At 34.9% G+C, this 20,950-nt stretch carries 23 protein-coding genes; 4 read left to right on the top strand and 19 right to left on the bottom strand.

Annotation, left to right across the window (positions count from 1 at the left end; all coding sequences use genetic code 11):
• Nucleotides 1-179: 179 nt before the first annotated feature.
• The 15 genes from ACS127_RS03605 to ACS127_RS03675 all read right to left on the bottom strand — a co-directional run bounded on the left by ACS127_RS03605 (nt 180) and on the right by ACS127_RS03675 (nt 13,043).
• Entirely contained in the window at nt 180-1,031 is an 852-nt protein-coding gene (locus ACS127_RS03605; RefSeq protein ID WP_440897083.1) for a MerR family transcriptional regulator, read from the bottom strand.
• Between the two features lie 668 nt (nt 1,032-1,699).
• Complete coding sequence (locus ACS127_RS03610; protein WP_440897084.1) at nt 1,700-2,539, bottom strand: sensor histidine kinase; 840 nt, start codon at nt 2,537-2,539, stop codon at nt 1,700-1,702.
• Between the two features lie 80 nt (nt 2,540-2,619).
• A complete protein-coding gene (locus ACS127_RS03615; RefSeq protein ID WP_440897085.1) occupies nt 2,620-3,366 on the bottom strand; it encodes a response regulator transcription factor in 747 nt (248 codons plus the stop codon).
• A 60-nt stretch (nt 3,367-3,426) separates the two neighbouring features.
• Nucleotides 3,427-4,140, bottom strand: coding sequence for an ABC transporter permease (locus ACS127_RS03620; RefSeq protein WP_440897086.1), 714 nt, complete (start codon nt 4,138-4,140; stop codon nt 3,427-3,429).
• Between the two features lie 46 nt (nt 4,141-4,186).
• A complete protein-coding gene (locus ACS127_RS03625; protein ID WP_440897087.1) occupies nt 4,187-4,945 on the bottom strand; it encodes an ABC transporter permease in 759 nt (252 codons plus the stop codon).
• Entirely contained in the window at nt 4,942-5,859 is a 918-nt protein-coding gene (locus ACS127_RS03630) for an ABC transporter ATP-binding protein (RefSeq protein ID WP_440897088.1), read from the bottom strand. The genes ACS127_RS03625 and ACS127_RS03630 overlap by 4 nt, the downstream gene beginning before the upstream one ends.
• A gap of 585 nt (nt 5,860-6,444) precedes the next feature.
• Nucleotides 6,445-6,864, bottom strand: a complete 420-nt coding sequence (locus ACS127_RS03635) for a hypothetical protein (protein WP_440897089.1) — start codon at nt 6,862-6,864, stop codon at nt 6,445-6,447.
• A gap of 329 nt (nt 6,865-7,193) precedes the next feature.
• Nucleotides 7,194-7,931 (bottom strand): ABC transporter permease, encoded by a 738-nt coding sequence (locus ACS127_RS03640; protein ID WP_440897090.1) that lies wholly within the window; start codon nt 7,929-7,931, stop codon nt 7,194-7,196.
• Nucleotides 7,932-7,944: 13 nt separating this feature from the next.
• Nucleotides 7,945-8,685, bottom strand: coding sequence for an ABC transporter permease (locus ACS127_RS03645; protein ID WP_440897091.1), 741 nt, complete (start codon nt 8,683-8,685; stop codon nt 7,945-7,947).
• Nucleotides 8,685-9,593, bottom strand: a complete 909-nt coding sequence (locus ACS127_RS03650; RefSeq protein WP_440897092.1) for an ATP-binding cassette domain-containing protein — start codon at nt 9,591-9,593, stop codon at nt 8,685-8,687. The genes ACS127_RS03645 and ACS127_RS03650 overlap by 1 nt, the downstream gene beginning before the upstream one ends.
• Nucleotides 9,594-9,713: 120 nt before the next feature.
• Nucleotides 9,714-10,403, bottom strand: a complete 690-nt coding sequence (locus ACS127_RS03655; protein ID WP_440897093.1) for an ATP-binding cassette domain-containing protein — start codon at nt 10,401-10,403, stop codon at nt 9,714-9,716.
• Nucleotides 10,400-10,780, bottom strand: coding sequence for a GntR family transcriptional regulator (locus ACS127_RS03660; RefSeq protein WP_440897094.1), 381 nt, complete (start codon nt 10,778-10,780; stop codon nt 10,400-10,402). The genes ACS127_RS03655 and ACS127_RS03660 overlap by 4 nt, the downstream gene beginning before the upstream one ends.
• 3 nt (nt 10,781-10,783) lie before the next feature.
• Nucleotides 10,784-11,560 (bottom strand): hypothetical protein, encoded by a 777-nt coding sequence (locus ACS127_RS03665; RefSeq protein ID WP_440897095.1) that lies wholly within the window; start codon nt 11,558-11,560, stop codon nt 10,784-10,786.
• 343 nt (nt 11,561-11,903) lie between these two features.
• Nucleotides 11,904-12,416 carry a GNAT family N-acetyltransferase gene (locus tag ACS127_RS03670; RefSeq protein WP_440897096.1) on the bottom strand — a complete coding sequence of 171 codons (513 nt, stop codon included), beginning with the start codon at nt 12,414-12,416 and terminating at the stop codon, nt 11,904-11,906.
• Nucleotides 12,417-12,830: 414 nt separating this feature from the next.
• On the bottom strand, nt 12,831-13,043 hold the full coding sequence (locus ACS127_RS03675; RefSeq protein ID WP_440897097.1) for a helix-turn-helix domain-containing protein: 213 nt from the start codon (nt 13,041-13,043) through the stop codon (nt 12,831-12,833).
• Between the two features lie 109 nt (nt 13,044-13,152).
• Here ACS127_RS03675 and ACS127_RS03680 point away from each other — a divergent pair, with 109 nt between their 5' ends.
• Nucleotides 13,153-13,395, top strand: coding sequence for a hypothetical protein (locus ACS127_RS03680; RefSeq protein WP_440897098.1), 243 nt, complete (start codon nt 13,153-13,155; stop codon nt 13,393-13,395).
• A 560-nt stretch (nt 13,396-13,955) separates the two neighbouring features.
• On the top strand, nt 13,956-14,294 hold the full coding sequence (locus ACS127_RS03685; protein ID WP_440897099.1) for a hypothetical protein: 339 nt from the start codon (nt 13,956-13,958) through the stop codon (nt 14,292-14,294).
• Between the two features lie 666 nt (nt 14,295-14,960).
• Here the strand turns inward: ACS127_RS03685 and ACS127_RS03690 are convergent.
• The gene (locus tag ACS127_RS03690) at nt 14,961-15,527 is read right to left on the bottom strand and encodes a DUF6434 domain-containing protein (protein ID WP_440897100.1); all 567 of its coding nucleotides are present in this window, start codon (nt 15,525-15,527) and stop codon (nt 14,961-14,963) included.
• Nucleotides 15,528-15,597: 70 nt separating this feature from the next.
• Nucleotides 15,598-15,738 (bottom strand): WYL domain-containing protein, encoded by a 141-nt coding sequence (locus tag ACS127_RS03695; RefSeq protein ID WP_440898069.1) that lies wholly within the window; start codon nt 15,736-15,738, stop codon nt 15,598-15,600.
• Nucleotides 15,739-15,979: 241 nt separating this feature from the next.
• Between ACS127_RS03695 and ACS127_RS03700 the strand changes: the two genes are divergently transcribed.
• Together ACS127_RS03700 and ACS127_RS03705 are read left to right on the top strand one after the other, a co-directional pair.
• Nucleotides 15,980-16,438 (top strand): AraC family transcriptional regulator, encoded by a 459-nt coding sequence (locus ACS127_RS03700; protein WP_440897101.1) that lies wholly within the window; start codon nt 15,980-15,982, stop codon nt 16,436-16,438.
• Nucleotides 16,439-16,589: 151 nt separating this feature from the next.
• Nucleotides 16,590-17,597 (top strand): lipoate--protein ligase, encoded by a 1,008-nt coding sequence (locus ACS127_RS03705; protein WP_440897102.1) that lies wholly within the window; start codon nt 16,590-16,592, stop codon nt 17,595-17,597.
• A gap of 374 nt (nt 17,598-17,971) precedes the next feature.
• On the opposite strand, the gene ACS127_RS03710 is transcribed toward ACS127_RS03705, so the two are convergent.
• Together ACS127_RS03710 and ACS127_RS03715 are read right to left on the bottom strand one after the other, a co-directional pair.
• Nucleotides 17,972-19,687 (bottom strand): ABC transporter permease/substrate binding protein, encoded by a 1,716-nt coding sequence (locus tag ACS127_RS03710; protein ID WP_440897103.1) that lies wholly within the window; start codon nt 19,685-19,687, stop codon nt 17,972-17,974.
• On the bottom strand, nt 19,680-20,897 hold the full coding sequence (locus ACS127_RS03715; RefSeq protein ID WP_440897104.1) for a quaternary amine ABC transporter ATP-binding protein: 1,218 nt from the start codon (nt 20,895-20,897) through the stop codon (nt 19,680-19,682). The genes ACS127_RS03710 and ACS127_RS03715 overlap by 8 nt, the downstream gene beginning before the upstream one ends.
• Nucleotides 20,898-20,950 lie beyond the last annotated feature (53 nt).

The following is a 20,950-nucleotide window of genomic DNA, read 5'->3' on the forward strand; positions in this document are numbered from 1 at the left end:
CCACTGATTGAAGTTTCGTTTTATAAAGGATTTCTACATAATGTCTACCTGCCTCGTAAGCATTTCCTTTTAATCTCAGATGATATATAGTCATTCACCTCCGTTATTTCTTTGTCTATATAAAGAATAAACCCTCCAGCAAGTGGAGAGTTTACCCTCTTTCTTATAAATTTTATTACTTAACTATTGCCCTTGATAACCGGTACACATATTTTCGTTATAAATTCTGACGGATGTCTATTTAAATCTGGTCGGATCTCTTTTATATTAAAATCAGCAGGAACGAGTCCTTTTTGATAAATTTCCACCTTTTTTCCTATCTGGGTTAGATGCTGTTCCATTATCCAATTTTCTAACTTTTCATATCCTATATACAGCTCTGAATAGGGACCTTTAACCGTCAGGCAGGCGTATGTCCCACTGGCTAAAATTCTACAACCATCTATTTTATTCGAATCCTTTATTGGAATAAGTAATTCTACATCTGCCTCTTCTTGATTCAAATCTCGTTCGTGAAAGATAGCCATTAGTTTTCCTGTAATCACGAGATTAAAAGCGTAAATTCGATCAAATAAATTTTTAGCCAATTGATCAATAAATTTAACCTTTATTTTCTCACGAATCGTATAAACAAGTATTTCCTTTCGATTTTCAATAGAACAGGCGGATATAAGAGGTCTTGGAATTATCGAAGCCTCTTTTTCGATTTGCCCTTTTAACCGATTCATTTCCTCTATTTGTTGGGAAATTTGTTCTTTTTGATCCTCAAGTTCATCAATTTTATGCTCTAACATACTTTTCCATTGTATCTGATCAGTGCTTTCAATAAATTCCTTAATCGTAGCTAGAGAGAATTGACAATTTTTTAGAAGCATAATTTTTTCTGTGATTTGAATTTTGTCATAGTCATAATACCGATAGTTTGTTACAGGATCTATATAAGAAGGTTTTAGTAAGCCAATATCACTGTAATAGCGTAGTGTTTTAACGGGGATATTACATATTTCAGAAAACTTACCTATAGAGTACATTATATTCCCCTTTCCGATTATAAGATATTTATTATAAATCAGGATCTAAATACCTTGTTCAATTTCCTTTAGTCTACGATAAAATGCAGCCTGATACTACCCTGTTAAGTCTACTTTCGAATAATATTTTACTACAAAAAATTCACCAATTGGTTTAAAAAGCTTATGAGACTCCAGCTACCTATCCCCAAGCTGTAATTTCAGGAGGCAATTCATCTATTTTTTCGTTTATCTGACATAGACATATGACTTTTTTAACATTTATCAAATGAATTGAAAGTTAAATGTCTTAAGATAGCTCTTTTTTACTTTACGGAAATACAATAAAAACTAGTTAAAGTTACTTATAGTTTGAAGGCAGACAGTGTTTATACAATAGACTATACTATTCCTAAATTGATCAACATTATTCATCTACTTGAGCTAGAACAGCAAGCTATAATGATCGAGATTAATCATATAGTGAAATAATCTGATTTTATTTCAATTAATATATTATTTTACAAAAAAGTCACTACTTTTCTTTTTAAACAAGTAGTGATTTTTTCCGTGCTATCTTTCTTTTTACACAATCGTAGTCATTTGAGAAACTAATGCTCTTCAAGACTTATTTAATTCATATAATTAGATGGAATAATCCAATCTTAAATTGAACTTTGTATAGGGACCTATTTTGCTGAAGGAAGTGAAAAAGAAAAGGATGTCTTTTCGAATGGCTCACTTTTAACATTGATTGTACCATTATGCTTCTCAATCAGTTTTTTCGTAATGGTCAAGCCAAGCCCATTTCCTTGCAAATTTCTATTACGTGAGCTTTGCCCTGTGTATAGCCGATTAAAAATATATGGTAGATCTTCCCGACGGATACCTTTTCCGTGATCCCAAACCTCGATCCAAGTTACATCTTTTTCTATTTTTACTGAAACCCCGAGTATGCCTCCATATTTACCGTAATTTAGTCCATTAGAAAATAAATTAGTTAAGATTCGTTCTATGCTTTTTTTATCAGCCCAAACCATCACTGGTGTATCCGGTAGTTCAAGAACAGGGTTCATATTGGCATTTTTAATATCTTGATAAAGTCCTGCCATCAATTCTTTGATGACACGAACAATATCTGTTTTTTGCAAATTAAATGAATAATCCTCTGATTCTAGCTTGCTCAACTCAAAGAAATCATTTAATAAAGATTGAAGCTTTTGTCCTTTTTGATATGTGATTTGTAAAAACCTCTGTCGTTCTGTTTCAGTTAAAGTAGTGTCTTCTCGCAAAGCTTGGACATAGCCCAGTAAAGAAGTCAGTGGTGTCTTAAGATCATGCGACATATTTGATGTCATTTGTCTTCTTGATTTATCCAAATAACCCATGTGTTCCATATTGGACTGAAATTTATCAATGATTTGGTTACATTCTTTTACCAACTTCACAACAGTACGATAATTTGTCTGTATTCTTATGCGTTGATTAAAATCACCCTCATTCACTTCAATTAAACCTTCATAAATCATGTGAATTTGTCGAAGTAAACGTACGTGCTGGAAGGCCAAAGCTACAAGGCAAAATAAAGTTATTAGAAAAAAACAAAGGATCATTTTACTTCCTCATCTCCCAGTTTATAACCAATTCCCCAAACTGTTTGTATGAATTGGGGATTTGAAGGATCTTCTTCTATTTTTTCACGAAGGCGACGAATTTGTACCATAATTTTATTTTCATCCGTATTAAGATAGGGTTCGCCCCATATTGTTTCAAATAAGTGTTCCTTGGTGAATACTTTTTTAGGATTAGACATCAACAATTTTAAAATTTGGAGTTCTTTTTCTCTTAAGGATATGACATTGTCTCCAGTCTCAACAACATAGGCATTAAGATCAAGAACGATGTTTCCGTGTTTAAGAGAGTTTTCCGTATGATTATTTCCATATAAATTATATTGTGTAAAACGGCGAAGTTGAGCCTTTACTCTTGCGATAACCTCGCTCATATTAAACGGTTTAGTTATATAATCATCTGACCCCAAACTTAATCCTATAATTTTATCTTCATTTTCATCCTTAGCTGAAATGATAATCACTGGTATATTCTTTGTCGATCGTATTTTTCTTAGAATTTCAAATCCGTCAATACCTGGTAACATCAAATCCAATAATACTAATTCAATGGAATCAGTAGACAGCTTTTGAAATGCCTCTTCTCCAGTATAGGCAGGAAATACCTGAAACATTTCTTTTCGTAAATACTTACATAACAACTGATTAGTTTCACGATCATCCTCAACAACAAGTATTTTAGTTGGCATTTTCTTCATTCCTTCAATGGTGTAATATAAATCCATTATAATATATTGTAATGTTTGAAAAAACCGATATTATAAGGATTACGTCATCAGTACTTTTTAAACGTCCCTTTTGTAAAAGATAAAGCTAAGAACCAAAGGAACTGCAAAAATAATGAAAAGAGAAATTAACGCTTTAACCAAATCCACCTCAAATACACCAAAAATATGGTACATCATTACTGTTGGCATTGACCAAGGATAATACATCCCCCAACCGATTGCAGTTATCAAACCACTTGAAAAACCAGCAATCACGCCGACTGCAATACCCCCAACAATATTTTTTCCAACAATGCTTATCATCAAGACAATGGGTACTATAGCCATTTGTGTTCCAGCCGTTACTAAGTATGGGGGAATATAGTCAAATAATTCTTGTGCGGATGAAGCCCCAGTGACCATCCCCACTCCCACAGTGAACAGAAAAGAAGACAAAACTCCCAACAAAACCAATGAAAATATAAGGAGTAGTTTACCTAATAAAATTTTCGCTCTGGAAATCGGGTAGGTAAATAACTGGTCAACAACTTGATGACGATATTCATCTGCAACAATAAAACCCGACACAATCGCAAATAGCGGAGCACCAATTAAGAGATTAAATCTTGTAACAGTACTTTGAAGTAATACCGCCATGGTTATAGGGTTCGTGCTATCATTTAGTTCTACAATATAACTCATAGCAGCGTTTATCAAAGTACAAGCAAGGATTAAAAGGATAAGTTTTGATCTTTTTATTTTCAACAGTTCAATATATATAGTATTAAGCATGTAATTCCCCCAATCTTTATATCATTAGTTATAAGTACTTTTATTGCTAGTCACCATTAACATCAGTTTTCTCATAAAGAAACATGCTTAATAATAATGCCAACAGAAAAATGATAACTAATGTAGCAATAGAAAGAACAAAATTTAAATCCCCATAATTACCGTAATCAGTCAATGCAAAAACAATTCGTGTAGGTACAGCCCAAGGGAAAAAAGCGACCCATTGGGATCCCAACCCAATACCAGTAACAATAACGCCAAAAATAGCTACTATAATAGGCGCAATAATATTTTTAGTCATTATACTGACCACAACTGTTATAGGGATAAGGGAAAATTGCATCAATATCGATACCCCATAAAGTTGCAGGTAGGAAAGTACCACCTCGCTAGTTAACGAACTGACAATATTGCTCTGTGCTCCAAGTCCAGCAACAATTAACGTCAAACACATAGAGAAAGCAAATGTTAAAACAATGTATACGAAAATAACCATTAATTTATTTAATAAGAACTGTATCCGTCTTCCTGGAGAAGTAAAAAGATCGTTAATCGTTTTTAGTTGGTACTCTCTCACAAATATTTCACCTGTTATTAATGTGAAAAGTGGAATACCAATTAATAAATTTAGAAAAACCACATTCCCTTGAAAAAGTTGATTTGTATCAACCATATTTCCTGTTGTCCGATATTCTAAATAAGACGGAACTAAGGATAAGATAACTGGCGCTATAGTAGCTAAAGGGATTAGAAGAAGCATGATTGATCTTTTTAATTTTAATAATTCAGAAACAAAGTTTGTCATTCTACATCACCTTCAGTTAAATGAATAAAGTAATCCTCCAGGGTATCTGTAGAAACATTTATTTTTTTAATCCCTACCTGATTTTCAATAAGGACCTGACTAATCCTTTCAGACTCATTAGTTCTTTCATAAATGCGGATAATATCTTGATCCATGACCTGATATTGTTCAATGTTTAATTTTTGTTCAAGAATCATAGAAGCTTTTTGGGCATCGTTTATGTCTATTTCAATATAATGACGATTCTTTTGATTAATTTCTTCTAAAGAAAGCTCTTTAAGGAGTTTCCCTTGATGAATAATACCGACAGTTGTAGCTAGATGCTCAATTTCACTTAATATATGACTTGAAATCAGAACGGTAATCTGACGAGTTTCTGCTAAATCCAGAATGAGCTGTCGAATTTCCTTAATTCCTCTAGGATCAAGTCCATTTGTCGGTTCGTCTAAAATTAATAAAGAAGGATGATGTAACAAAGCACGAGCAAGTCCTAATCGTTGTTTCATACCAAGAGAATAATTCTTTACTTTTCGCTTCTTCACTTCTAATAATCCAACAAGTTCAAGTGCTTCTTCGATAGAGGACTTTTCCTGAACTCCCATATATCGACGGTGTATGTCCAGGTTTTCTTCCCCAGTTAAATTTGGATAAGCTCCAGGTGTTTCAATGATTGATCCAATTCTTTCAAAAGGGCGTTGATAGTTACCTTTCGTATTTTTTTCAAACATTTCTATATTTCCAGATGAAGGTTTGATAAGTCCCATAATCATACGGATTGTAGTGGTTTTTCCTGCCCCATTTTTACCCAAAAAACCATAGATTTCTCCTTTACGGATATTTATATTAACGTCCTTAACTACTGTATTGTGTTTATATTTTTTTGTTAAGTTGTGTGTCCTAAGTACGTAGTCCATGTATCTGCTCTCCTTTGTTTTAGTATAATTTAATTATAAACAATAAATCTTTCTGCTCTCTAACATCAACCTTAACTATTTCTTACATGTAAAATAATTTGATAAGTGAATCAATTTCATTAAAATTTCCACAGAACACAATAATATGTTTTTATCACAGCTAACCATCCGTAAAATTCGGGGCAACGCGATGTTGGTCACACAAGCGTTTTCACTGAAGACGTTAGCTTGTGTACCTTATTAATCAGTGGGTATTAAGGAACGCAGACTAAGTTCGCGACGTCCTGGGACTCAGAATAAGGAAGACACTTATTCTTGCAGTGTAAAATCTTCGTAGCTTTCCTTAATGCGGTTACTCGTCCCACCGAAAAGGCTTGCATGACCTACATCCTGTAAACCTAACTCCCACTGATTGAAGTTTCGTTTTATAAAAAAGCGACTCTGGTTTAAGCCAGAATCGCTTTTAGATAATATTTTTTTATTTCGCATTTATAATGTCCAATTATTAAACTAACATCATTAATTTATTAATCACTCTGTCGGATTTCATGAACTAATATATTGACCCTTTCGATTCACACCAAATTACTCTTGTTCAACAGTATATCTAACTTGTTTAAAAGTGGTAACATCTCCTGATTCTCTATTGTTACTCGTTTGTATTAACCGTACTTTGGGCTTATAATCTGTTCTGAGTGCATATTCGATATCATCAATAGCTAACGTATATATTGTGTCATTTTTAATGGTATCTTCATAAATGGTTTCATTCGCTACTGAAATAAAAGTGATTTTGTCCTCATCAACGCCATTTACCCGGATTTCAACTTCATCATCCGCGGTAGTAATGGTCGGTGTCACCAATTCAAGTGTTCCTTGTCCTATATCTTGTTGAAGCATTAGGTTTAACTCATTGTCATCATCTGATAACTTTTCAATTAAAGAACAGCCTGTCAGCGTTTGTAATGCTATAATTATTCCTAAAATAAACCCTATACGTTTCATTTACTTTCCTCCCTATGCATTTTCAATCTTTATCACAGATAACCCGTCCGTAAAACTCCCACTGATTGAAGTTTCATTTTATAATCTCCTTGAAAGCTACTTGGAGAATTAAATAATCAATGCTATTCCCTTCATAATAAGTAACAAAAAGAGTATGCTTGGAGTTATTATTAATCAAAATAGTAAAACCATCATCCTTGGAACTAAAAACAGCAAGCTATCATGCTCGAATTTAATCGCATAATGGATTTATCTGATTAAATAAAAATCTATGTCAAGAAACTCATCATTTTTAGTGTCCAACTTCTTGACATAGATCCAACAGAAACTCAATTGAATTCCTTTCTTCTAAAGTGAAATAAACCCATAGTAGTAAAAAGAATAAGTAATAAGCTAAATATGGTCAGCAATTGTTCAAATGGAGGTCGAAATGCTTCATAAGCTGGAGACATCATCATCGATGGTTGAGCCCACGGGTAGAAAAAGGCATATGGAGTCTGACTAACCATTAAGACCGGGATAGTTAATCCAATGTTAACAGTAAGTGGAAGTGCGAAGCTTTTCCAGTTAAAGGCTAACCATAATTGTAATGAAGCTAATGGCAAAGAAGCTAACCAGCCAAATAGACCATAGATAATAAAATCTTTTAATATAAACGTTCCCGAGAGATCAAAGATATGACCAATGAGAACATATTGAGCAACTAGGAAAAACTGCGTGACCGCCAATAATAAATATAAGGTAAGCAATTTAGCCAAATAAAGCTTAACGTGAGAAATGGGGAAACTTAACACTTGCTGCCATCCCCCTGTCAAATGATCAAACCGACAGATGGTCAGAGCATAAATACCAACAAGAATAGGAAGAAAGATCATTCCGTAAAAAATGACAACCTGTGACCATGCATCAACCCATAAATTAGCATCTGGTTCGATAAATGCTCTTGCATTAACAAGTAAATTTCCGACCCCTAAAAGGGTGGATAGAAGTGGGATGAGAAAAGCAAGCATCCAAAGAACCGATCGTTTCGTTTTTAAAAGTTCGACTGAAAAAAGATTGGAAAACATCTATTTCCCCTCCTTATGCAAATTCCTTTTTTCTAAAATGAAGCAATCCAAAGCAAAGAAGCAATAAACCTATAATAAAGCTCGTGCCGACAATGCCCCATGGTAATCCAACCACTTCTTGGTCAGGGGAAGGCAATACTTGGATATAAAATGTCCAAGGTAACCACCTTCCTAATAGTAACTGTCCCCCAAGAATGGTTAGTAAAATACCAAGGGAACCAATCGTAATCGGTATGGCTTGGTTTTGAAAGGTAAGCGCCAGCCATAACTGCAAAGCAATCAGTGGAATGGCAGTCAAAAATGGGAATAGAGAAAAACCTAAAATATGTGTCCAAGGAAAAGTGTCATTTCCTAGCATCATACCTAAGACGATAATTCCTATCATTAAAATGAATCCTGAAATAATCGTTAAAACCGTTGACCACACAAATTTATTAAGATATACATGAAATCGTGAAACAAGCATGGAGAAGATAGACTTCCAGCTGTTCCCTTGATGTTCTATATTTGCAATGATAGATGTGACGAGTGTTACTTCTAGTGGAACGGCTAGGAGGATGAGAAAAAAACTAAAGATCCATATTGGGTCCCACATAGTCATGCCATCTTGTGCTGCTTGTTGAACAATCGTGTCATAGCGTAAAAATATATTCAAAGCATTTGCCAGTATGATAATGAATGGGATGATCAGCGGGAGAATCCAAAGCCATGTCCGCTTGTATTTCACTATTTCTGAACCTACCACCTTGCTCATCATATCGATTCACCCACTCCTGTCAATTCGATAAATATATCTTCTAAGGACCGCTTCACTTCTTCCAATCTGTTCACTCGAAAACCTTCGGAAAGCAAACTGTAATTAATTTTCTCTGCAAATACAGGATCTGCGTCTTCCATGATGATTCTCGTATCGGTTAGTTTAGCACGGTAACCTTGTCCTTTCAGAAAAGTTAGAGCATGCTCAGCCTGACTGACGCCGATGTGTAATTTGGGTTTACTTTTTTCTTTTAGTACATCGATAGAGTCCTGAAAAATTAATTTACCCTTATTAATGATGCCAACTTGATCAGCCATTTGTTCAATTTCACTTAATAAATGACTTGAAACGATGACCGTCATATTATCATGTTTAGGCATCGATTTAATCAGGGACCGTATTTCCTGAATTCCCGCTGGATCAAGACCGTTTGTCGGTTCATCCAGGATAAGAAGCTTCGGTTTGTTCAGTAAAGCCGTTGCAATTCCAAGGCGTTGCTTCATGCCTAATGAATAGTGTTTGACTTTTTTATCTGCTGCTTTGTTCAATCGAACGATGTTTAAAACCTCAGCAATACGATTTTTGGGCGCACCTAGCAACCTTCGGGCAGCCTCCAAATTTTCATATCCTGTTAAATGCCCGTAATACGAGGGGCTCTCTACTAACGAGCCAACTTGACCCAAAATCTCCATTCGATGTTTTGTTAAATCTTTGCCTAATATTCGTACACTCCCATTTGTCGGTTTAATTAGACCAAGAAGCATCCGAATTGTAGTGCTTTTCCCAGCTCCATTTGGCCCTAAAAATCCATAAATCGATCCTTCTATTACGCTTAGATTGACATTGTTTACGGCGTATTGCTTCCCGTATTTCCTCGTCAATTGACTTGTTTTAATGATATCCATCACTTTATACCTCCTTATTACACGGAAAAGTTATATAACAATTGTTATTTATCGTATAAAAATGTTCCATATTCATTAAGCAAATTGATAGGGGGAGATAGCGATTCTCCCCTTAAAATTTTACTCATAAATGGTCGTCATCCATTCGACGATTCCTAGGTTTTGTTCTTCTCGTAGTTGCTCTACATTATGATGACCGATGATTGTTCCATCCTTTATTGCAATCACTTCATCTAAGATGGTTTCTAAATCTCGGATCTCATGCGTAGTAATAAGAACGAGCTGTTTTTCTAAATCGACAAAGGAAAGCAACCCTTTGACAATGGATTGACGCACCATCGGGTCAAGGCCTGAAAGTGGTTCATCCATTAAAATGATAGGGGCGTTACGCGCAAGAGAAAGGACGATTTTTAATCGACCGCGATTTCCTTTTGAGAGTTCTTTCAGCTTGCTTTCTGGATCAAGCTTCATAAAGGTTAAAATATCATAGGCCTTTTTAAGATCAAAATCGGAAAATTGACTCGCATAGAACGCAATGGTCTTTTCCACGTTATAGAATCTATAGTACTCATCAAGTTCTGATAAATAAGAAACAATGGAAGCTGATCGGCGATTGACTGTTTTTTCATTAATAAGCACTTCTCCTTTTGTCGGATAAGTCAGACCAGCGATTAACTTCAGCATTGTAGATTTTCCACTTCCGTTCTCACCAACCAGGCCAATAATTTTTCCCTCCGTTAGCTTTAAGTTCACTTTATCTAAAGCTACTTTTTGTCGATATTTTTTAGTTACTTGTTGAAATGAGATCATTGCTCTAGTGCTCCCTTCTCTGTTAAATAAGATACAATTCCTGCTTGAATCTCGTTGTCAGAATACCCCATTTCCCGCATCCCTTGCACAAAATGAGAGATTTCCTCTTCTTTCATTTGTTCTCTAATAGCTTCCAGAACGTGCTCATCATCCGTCACAAATGTTCCTTGTCCACGCTTGGATTCCACAATTTTCAACCCCTCTAATTCTCGGTATGTTCGCTGTACCGTATTTGGATTCACATTTACAGCTAGCCCCATCTCACGAATGGACGGAAGCTTTTCTCCAAGGCGTAGCTCACCACGGCTGATTTGCCGTTTAATCCGTTCAGCTAACTGTAAATAAATCGGCTCTCCTGAATGAAATTGATCAGTCATAAATTACACCTCAACTTTACGGTCAAGAATCCAACAGCTACCAACAAAAAGTAGAGCTGATAATACGAGATCCCGTACAAAATGACCCATATAAAAGAGAGTTGATAAGGTTTCAATTTCAAAATGATAATTTCCGTTTGAAATGTTTAGCTCAAACCCTGAAATCACACTACCACTGTTAATCACACCCCAATCGGTCAAGAACGATAAATAACCAATCATATGGATAAGTGAAACGGCGACGAGAAAGAAAAAGAGGGTTAACACAAAACTGAAAAAATCATTATAGGTTCTACTCAATGTGATAAAAATGGTCCAGAAAAACAAATAAACACATCCCAATAACAACACAGCTAACAGTAGAGCAATAACAGACAGTATAACGGTCGTTAGCCAATCATTTAAATGGATAGATACTGCACTGTTTATATAAGCCTGCCATAGTACGATAGCTGAAGTAATCAGTGTAATGAGCATATAGATTAGACTGGAAACGAGCTTCGCTAATAGGATAGACTCGATCGGCAAGGGATTATGAAGCCATAGATGCATTCGTTTCCGTTCTACACCCAAGCTGTAAAGCAGAAAGTAAGCTAAATAAAAAACATGTAGCGCAACTGCTACAAACGCTCCGATTGCTAACACTTCCCACATGAGATCAATTGAATGGCCGAACAGGATACTAATTGCGAAAAAGCCAATCAAAGCAATCAGCGAGAATATAAACGCTGGAAGTCCTAGGTGAAATTCTTTTTTCATTAAATCAAGCCAAGCGGTCATGATCATTCCTCCTGTAGTTTCTTTGTATTAGTGTACTAGTAAAATAGTACACTAATACAAAAATATAGTCAAGAGATCTTTAAAAAGTAAAAGAAAATTGATGGAAGCCTATAAAACGAATCTTCATTCAATGGGTGGGCTTAGGCAGGATATACTTTAAGATGATTTATTTGGCTATAAAAAGAAAAAATCATCGCTTGTCTATGTGAACAAGTGATGATTTTCTATGATTACATATTCATTTAGTACTTAATTTTGTAAACCAAGAATGGGAGTTCAATATATGGGGTATTTGGTTAATAGTATGGAAAATAATAAGCCGATTTAAAAACTACAAAAACAATTAAAATAACTCTCTACCCATAATAATAAAAGGATCATTATTATCATGTGGGAAGAATGGCTCTCTTAAGACTTGCCAATTTAAACTTTCATATAAACGACGTGCTGAGTTATTATTTATTTGTGTTGTCAAAAGTGCTGTTTTATACTCGACATCTTTCAATAATTCTGTCATTAATATTCTGCCAATACTTTGTCTTCTATAAGAGGGATGGACAGCTAATTCTACAAGTTCAAAGCAATCGGTAAGCCATTTCGTCTGCTCTTTGGAACTAAATTCTCTTTTCAGCAAGCCATTGTAATATTGTCCTGGTAATGAAGTATAGCCATATGAAAAACCTACAATTTCACTTTTTTCATTTTGAGCCACGATACATTTATAGTCTTCATAGGTAGAGTGTTTAAGAAATCGGGCTTTTACTGAATCATCTTCTATTTGCCAAATCTCTTTATACAGATTGGCTGTTGCTTCTATGTTTTCCTCATTGCTGTCTAGCTGAAAAAACTTTATCATTTTGCCCCTCCCCTTTTACATACACAAACAAATTTAAATTCTACATGATAATTCTGCTATTCAATCTTTGTACTTACTTTTTATTCTTTTTCTTAGCATGTTTAATGCAAAACCCCTATTTTAATAAAATAGGGAGGCTAACAAATTATATAAAGAATGAATCATAATTCTCTGATACACCAAAGAGTAAAAATAATATGAAATACATCCAGATATAATTTTTATTTACTTTTATTTCTATTAGGGACCCCTCCTTTGCAAAAACGTTCTTTTCCTTCTATTCAACCCCAACGCAATTCTCACGGTATGAATTGATTTTAGAAAAAGAGATAAACAGGATGATATTAGAATAAATCATCAGGCAGCAAGTATTCTCACTTAAATAGCTTTGAGAACATGCTGCATAGTTTAGGGTCATTCCTCTTCAATGTGAAACAAATCATTCATGTCCTTAATATCTAGCGCATCCACAATTCTATCGATGTGCTCTAATTGAATGCGTTGACGTTTACCACTTGCCAGCTCACTAAGCGTTGCGCGTCGAATACCTGTTTTAATATGTAGTTGGGTAATGGATAAGTCGTATCGATGGAGTAATTGATTAAGCTGTAAGTGTACCTTTTTCAATGTTAAATCTCTCCTTTCATATTGACTGTACTTTAAAGCGTACAGTATAATTACATTAATAACGTACCTATAAAGGTACGAATTAATCTTTATTAAAAGGAGAGATTCCATGATTACTGATCCAGAGACCAAAGAAGTACTGATCAATGAATTAAATCACATGTTATATATTGCAGAAATACAAGAAAGGCTAATCTCCGTTTCCTATTATTTAGTTACCGATGAGCTATATACCATCGATCATGCAATCCCTGAATTAATAAAAATCATTAACTTATTAGAAAAAGAACAGGATGGAATCATGTATCGTATTGGAAATTTAGATGGAATATCTTTTGAACACAGGAGTTAAGAAGTAGCTTGTCCTTATTCGCAAATGTTACGTTAAGAATAAATTTTTGTTGTAGCAATAGTATGTTTGATTTCTCTAACAATAGAATATAAAAATCAAGTACTTCCCCACATTTGTCAAATGGAAAATAAGCATATATAACCTTAAGGTGCTGAGCGAATCAGCTGCTTTGATAGAATATGCCATGCTTACATGACATGACGTGTGCTACTTACCAGTTGGTGTACGTTCAAATACCGTAGTAATCAAAGGTATGGAATTTGCATGTTGTAGTACAATTGTGTAAGATCTGAATAGTCAAATATATTCTGTGACTCTTTGCGCTTCATACCAGCGTTATAACAGCGAGAATCTGAAAAAACTCTTAAGAGTGTTCTTCTCAAAGAGTATCGATTTAGCTTAGTCATAGATGGAGAGTTTAAAACTCATTCTTATTAATTAAATAGTAGATTAAAAAATGTATGAATTAGAGAATCACTTGAACCCTATCAAGAAAAATGGATAAATTACGCTTAATATGACAAGTTGTCGAATAATAAAACAAATAAGGGGGTGCTAAATTGAGCAACATTAGTAGCTTGGAATTTTTTTATGTTGTCTTTGGTGTATCACTTTTTATGGTAATTATTTATAATTTGCTTTCTGAAAAAAAGGCTATTAGTTTTTTGTTAGTATATCATGTCTATGAGCCTAACAGAGCGAAATATGACTTCACTAAAACTTTAAAACACTATAAGCTATTTGCTTTAACTCTTCTAGTGTATTCTACGATAATTATAATTTTGACATATATATTTGGAATCATCGTTTCTAAAGTTGGGATATGGATATTTTTTGTAATAGTTATTATCAGTAGTAAATTTTTAAATCCAGTAAAAAAAGCTAAAAATGAGGGATAAACAGTTATATTTATTAAATACATAAAAGTTGTTTCACAAAAGAAACAGGTGGAAAGCAACATTGCCAAGTTGGCAGAATGGATTTAGCTTTCGATGAAATCAGTCAATTTCTCAACATTTGATGGTTCTTCTTTACAAGTTAGACTATCAAGCATCGTATTGTACTTATAAAATATAAAAGCGATAGAACTATAGATGAATCAAATCTCTATTTTCTATTAAAAAGAGCCAATAAGATGGGAGGTTTAAAACTCAACTTATTGGCTCTTTTATTACTATAATTTTAAATTTCCTGTTTTTCATTTATGGAGATTATTTAGTTCTATACCTCTTCTTATTTTATTTCTGAAAATCAGGCATTAACTTTTCCCATGCTGTATTCCTTCCCTGCGTAAGTTTTTTAATTTAGTGCCGAACTTTTCTTGAGGTGAATTTTTATGAATATGGAACTTTATTTGTCGCAATGCAACTGATTGTATGACTTCCACTTCAAAAATAGAGAAAACTTGAAAATTCTAAAAGTGGGATATCCAACGGTCAGTAATTACGCGACTAGTTCAAGAGCTTTTAAAGGAGGCCAATTTTTGGTCATACCTTTAGGTGCATGTCCTTGTGGTACTAAAACATGTCCTGTGTGTCGCTCCCCCCACTGAATGAAGTTTCACTTTACAAAAACTCCATATCACTTTTTTCATACTTATTATGGCCAGGAAGAGATTTTTTGTGCTTCCAGCATGTAATGGCATCCTTTAAAGACTTGCCTTTATTATCATGGAAAAAGTCTCGAATATAGGTATTATACTCAAATTGCTTATCTATTTTCGGTTTGTTTTCCCTTTTATCTTCTAAAATTTGATAATACGCTGTAATCGAATCTTGATAAGTCTTCCCTGTATTCTGTTTCAACCATTGTTGGAATTTGACATTGAAAGAAAATGACTTACCAATCTTTTCTTTATAGAAAGCTCTGTGCGCCTCTGTACATACAAAGTTATCTTCAATTTTACTTTCAAGATAGATTTTATCAATAGTGTTACGACGTTTTGGCGACCTCTTGATTCTAAGCTTTTCCCCGGTTTCAAGGTAATGAGCGATCCGATTGGTTAATTCTTCTTTCGAACCTGTTGCTTGCATACCTTCCTGTTTACAAAAAGTGATAAGCTCCTCTTTTAAATAATAAAAATGGCGAAAAGTATTTACGTCTAAATTTTTGTCTATGACCTGTTTTTTCATCCTTTTCCTCCAAGTATAAAGCATCTTATAAGCATGCTAGCATACTAATCCTGACAAAGTATGTCATGGTTTAACAATCTATATTATCTTCATACATAGCCCCAATTTCTTCCAATAAGCGGTTTCGAATACTCGTAGGAGATATAACCTTGATAAATTTACCAAAGGATAATAAAGGTCTAATTAGCCATTCTTCATTTGGTATATCAATGAATACTCCCTATAGTTAGATAGAATTATACCACATAATTAGTAACACCAGTTATCGACATTAAAGTTTGTCCTTTGCAGATGGAAAGTATTACTTTATCCAGCAGTATACAATGCCCATTCCTAGTTAAATGAGTGAAAAGGCAACATTGTATCATGATTAAAAAATGTTTACCAGTATTTTAAAATACACCTAGGAAATCATTTTAAATCGATATATGCTGATTTTAAGGAGGGATAATATGAAAATTAAAATTGAAAATTTACCTACAAAAAAAATTGCGTTCTTTAGAAATATCGGCCCTTATGGGAATGAAAAAAACTTTGAAATGATGAAGGAATTTAAGCAATGGGTACGTTCAAGTGGGTTATCACAAAATCGCTTTGAATATGGTATTTACGGAATTGCAAAGGATAATCCTGCAATGACACCGGCTGAAGAGTGTAGATATGATCTCATTATTTCAGTAGACGATGATTGGGAAGTAAAGAAGCCCGCCAACACAGGAATTTTTGAAGGGGGTAAATATGCAGTATTTACAGTTGTCCATACTAAAGAAGCTGTCAGGGATTTTTGGAATAACTTAAACGCCGAAATAACAAAATATAATTTGGACTTACGAGAATTCCCCATTGTTGAACGTTATAAAGAGGAAGAGGGAGAAGATAAATATTGTGAATTTCTTATACCGATTCAATAAACAAGTTTAGTGATGTGCATGCCATGTGGGAGCTGGATTTCTCAAATATACCTTAGATTGAGTATGAATTGGTTACAAAATCAGTCTTAATGATTAACTTAAGGGAATTGTGCTATACTGATTCTACTTGATTTTTAAAGGAGGTAACCGAATGTATTTGGTCGATTCAAGAAGTTCAAATCCAGCGATAAATGTGTCAGTTGAAAGTTTTCTATTAAGTAATGAAGTGGTGGATGACACGATTGTCTTTTTTTATCAAATGGAACCTTCGATTGGTATCGGGCGTTTTCAGAATGCCTATGAGGAAGTCAACTACCCTTATGTAAAGGAACAGGGTATCCCAGTTATCCGCCGAGCTAGTGGTGGTGGAGCAATGTTCAGTGATCCAGGGCAGATTGCCTTTTGTTTTATAACGAAGGATGAAGGCGATACTTTTGGTAATTTCAAAGAATTTACTCGACCTATTTTAGATGCCTTACACAAAATGGGGGCAACTGACGCACAGCTAAGTGGACGAAATGATCTTACAATTGACGGTAAGAAATTTTCTGGGAATGCGATGTCTGTAAAAGATGGCCGAATGTTTGCCCACGGAACGTTGATGATTGATCTGGATACCGACCAGCTGACCAAAGCACTCAATCCTAGTAAAGAAAAACTCCGTTCTAAAGGCGTTAAATCCGTTCGTAGTCGCGTAACTAATTTACGCCCTTATTTCTCAGAACAATATCAAAATGCAACGGTTGAGGAAATTAAGAATACCATTCTGCTATACGTTTTTGGTGTTGATTCCTTAGACGAGATTAAACGGTATGAGTTGACAGAAGAAGATTGGGGAAAAATCAACGCTTTCAAAGCTGCGGTTCCCGATAATCCTGAATGGAATTATGGTAAAAATCCGTCGTTTGATTTGGAAAGACAACGCAAATTCGATGCAGGACTTGTTCAAGTAAAATTCAATGTTGCTCATGACAAGATTTCTGCAATCCGGATCTTTGGTGACTTCTTTGGTAAAGGATCAATTGAGGACGTCGAGCAAGTTCTGATTGATGTGCCATATAATGAAGAAGCGATTCAAAATGCTTTAGAGAGCTTAGATATTCCCTATTATTTTGGAAAAATTAAAATTGAGGAGCTGGCACAGTTAATTGCTTTTTAGCATGCAAATCTATTTGGGATTTGTTTTTCTACTGTTATCATTTAAAATAGCTGTGAACCATTTGAATTTGACTTTTTTAAATAACTCTATTAAGGCTTTAGCCAACTCAACTATCCCCCTATTCAATTATCTGAAACGCTACTTGGTCGGTATTTACCGCCAATGGCGTTTTTTTAATGTACTCATGCAGAAGTGAATTATATAAATAATAAAAGAGTTAAAAACATGCGAACACAAAGCTAAAAATTAAAATCCTCCCCTAAAGTATCTACTTCAGGGGAGGATTTTAGAATTACGTGCTTAGGCTCTCCATAACTTTTCAATATTTAAGTGCTCATTTGAAAGGTGGCAGCTGCTCCCGCTCAGTCAAAGTTTTATTCAATCCATCCGTCGACTATATCGCGGTTCTCTTCAATCCATTCACTCGCAGCGCCCTCAGGATCTTTACCGTCTTCTATTTCTAACATGATAGACTCCATATCATCAATATCCCATTCGAAGTTATCTAAAATTTCATAGGCTTCCGGCATATCGTCTTTCAAACCTTTACGTGCCATTTTATTGATACTCTCAGCATCACCCATTGTACCTTCTGGATCATCTAAATATTTCAAATCATAGCGTTGAAATATCCAATAAGGATTCCAACCTGTGATCACGACTTCTTCATTTGAATTAATGGCACGTTCTAATTGCGCATTCATCGCACCTGTTGAAGATACGACCTGCTCCCAGCCGTCAAGGTTGGGATAAGCCTCCAGGGTTTCTTCCGTCGCGGTTACAATTCCAGCACCCGGTTCAATTCCAATAATTTCCTGACCTGCTTGATCGTCCAAATCTTCAATAGAATCTACATCCATATACGACGGAACAACTAATCCTAACTTTGCCTGTCCATCAATTTGAGGACCTAAATCATCAAGATCATCTTTAAATTCTTCGTATTGTGCTTGATGGGTTATTGGTATCCAAGCACTTGTCATCGCATCAGCTTGCCCATTAGCGACAGACTCCCAAACAACAGGAATATCTAATGAGCTCATATTAACACTGTATCCTTGTTCTTCTAAAACTTGCGCAATTACATGAGTAGCAACAATTTGGTCATCTTGTTGTGCATAAGCAAGCGTAATCGTTCCTGCGTTTGACTCATTCGCCGAAGAAAGCACGCCCATTACAGCAAAAAATACAATACATAAGAAAATAACTGCGGTGACAATCACTTTTTTCTTCTTAGAAGTTTTTTTTGTTTTTGTACGATTCATTGCTTGTGTAAAGCGATCTATAATAATTGCAAGAATGACGATGCCTATACCATAAACAAAACCATTGCCAACCTCGGAACGTTGTACAGCTGCTAAAACACCTTGCCCTAATCCAGGCGTTCCAATCATTGAAGCAATAACAACCATGGATAATGTCAGCATAATCGTTTGATTGATACCAGCAAAAATATTTTCTTTAGCCATAGGTAAATCAAGCTTAAATAATCTTTGCCAAGCAGTCCCTCCAAAAGAATCAGAGGTTTCTATTAATTCAGTAGAAATGGAACGAATTCCTAGATTCGTCATCCGAACAGTAGGTGGCAAAGAGAAAATCACAGAAGCAAATACTCCTGGCACCATCCCAATACCAAAGAAAGCAACTGCTGGAATTAAATAAACAAAACCAGGCATCGTTTGCATGAAATCTAAAATGGGTTTAATAATATTTTGGATGGTTTCACTTTTGGACATTAATATTCCTAGTGGTACACCGATAACAATAGCGACCACACTTGAAGTGATTACCAAAGTTATAGTGTTCATCAAATCTGTCCACATACCTTGATTATAGATAAACAGTAATCCGATAAAAGTAAAAAGCGCGAAACCCCATTTTCGGTTGAAAACGAAATAAGCAGCAACGGTCAATAGTACCATCATTAATAACGGAGGAATAGTTGATAAGGCATTTGTCATGAAATTCATAACAGCTTCACCAACTGTCTGTAAGATTGAAAATAGTCCTGACCAGTGTTCAGTCAGCCAATCGACCCCACTATCAATCCAACTAGGAAGTGGTATTTCATATTGCAAAAAGTCAAGCATCTTTGTTCACTCCCTCTTTTTTTGTGGTCTCTTCATTCTTATCTGTCATCGCACCAATCACACTGCCACGGACTACAACACCTATGAGACGATCATTTTCATTCACAACAGCCAGTGGAGTAGGAGAATTATAAATCAACTCAAAAATATCAGTTATTAAGGCGTCCTTATTGATTTTTTGTACATTTTTGTCTAATACTTCTGTAAGCTTTTTTTCATTTTCTCGAGCATCTAGGGCATTTTCTGCAGTCAAACTTCCCTTTAAATAACGTTTGTGATCGACAGCTAACAACATACTCACTTCTTCTTTTCGCATACGTTGTAAGGCAACATTCGGTCCATCTGTTTCCACATTAATCGTCAAAGCAGGCTCCATAATATTTTCTGCCGTTAAAACTTTGGAACGATCGATGTCTTCAGTAAATTCACGCACAAAGTCATTGGCTGGATTTGTTAAGATTTCTTCACCAGTACCAATTTGCATGATCTTTCCATCACGCATTAAAGCAATCCGATTACCAATTCGCAAAGCTTCATTTAAATCATGAGTAATAAAAATAATGATTTTTTGGACTTTTTCTTGTAATTCTAATAAATCATCTTGCATATCACGACGAATTAATGGGTCCAAGGCAGAAAATGCCTCGTCCATCAATAAAATTTCTGAATCATTAGCCAAAGCTCGGGCTAAACCGACACGCTGCTGCATCCCACCGGAAAGTTGGTCGGGATATTGATCCTTATAAGAAAGTAAGCCGGAACTATCTAAAGTTTGTTCAGCTTTTTGTTGTCGTTCTTCTTTTTCAACACCACGAATTTCTAAACCATATTCCGCATTTTCCAAAACGGTGCGTTTCGGGAAAAGCCCAAAGTTTTGAAAAACCATATTAACTTTCGTACGACGGACTTGACGTAATTCCTTTTTGGACATCTTCGATACATCATCATCATTAATGTAAACACTCCCTGAAGTAGGTTCAATTAATCGGTTGATTAAACGTACCAAAGTAGATTTTCCACTACCAGATAGACCCATAATGACAAAGATTTCTCCATCCTCTACGTCAAAACTCACATTATGAACACCGACAGTAGCGCCAGTTTGTTCTAAAATTTCCTGTTTTGATTTTCCTTCTTTGACCATATCAAGTGCTTGTTGAGTTCTTTTACCAAACACTTTGGTCAAATTTCGCACTCGAACTCTACTCAAAATAATGACACCCCATTTCACTTTTTAAATTTTCACATTAATTTCTTTAGCAT

It is taken from the genome of Amphibacillus sp. Q70, from assembly GCF_052055485.1.
GTDB lineage: Bacteria > Bacillota > Bacilli > Bacillales > Amphibacillaceae > Amphibacillus.